Annotated in this window: 1 protein-coding gene; it reads left to right on the top strand. The window is 50.9% G+C overall.

Annotated features, from left to right (window positions below; translation table 11 throughout):
* On the top strand, positions 1-216 hold a 216-nt coding region (locus CWB99_RS23715), incomplete at both ends, for an isocitrate/isopropylmalate family dehydrogenase (RefSeq protein ID WP_249332100.1).

A 216-nucleotide genomic window follows, 5' to 3' on the forward strand; every position in this document is an offset into this window, starting at 1 on the left:
CCAAGATATTAGCGCTCACGGCTTCGATATACTCTGTGTACGCGAGTTAACAGGGGGGATTTATTTCGGAGAGAAAGGACGCAGTGGTGAAGGGCAGCACGAAGCTGCGTTTGATACGCAAACCTATGCTCGTAGTGAAATTGAGCGCATCGCTCGGTTTGCTTTTGAAGCGGCGCGGTTGCGCCATAATCATGTTACCTCGGTGGATAAGGCCAA

It is taken from the genome of Pseudoalteromonas rubra (genome assembly GCF_005887095.1).
Classification (GTDB): Bacteria; Pseudomonadota; Gammaproteobacteria; order Enterobacterales; family Alteromonadaceae; genus Pseudoalteromonas; species Pseudoalteromonas rubra_E.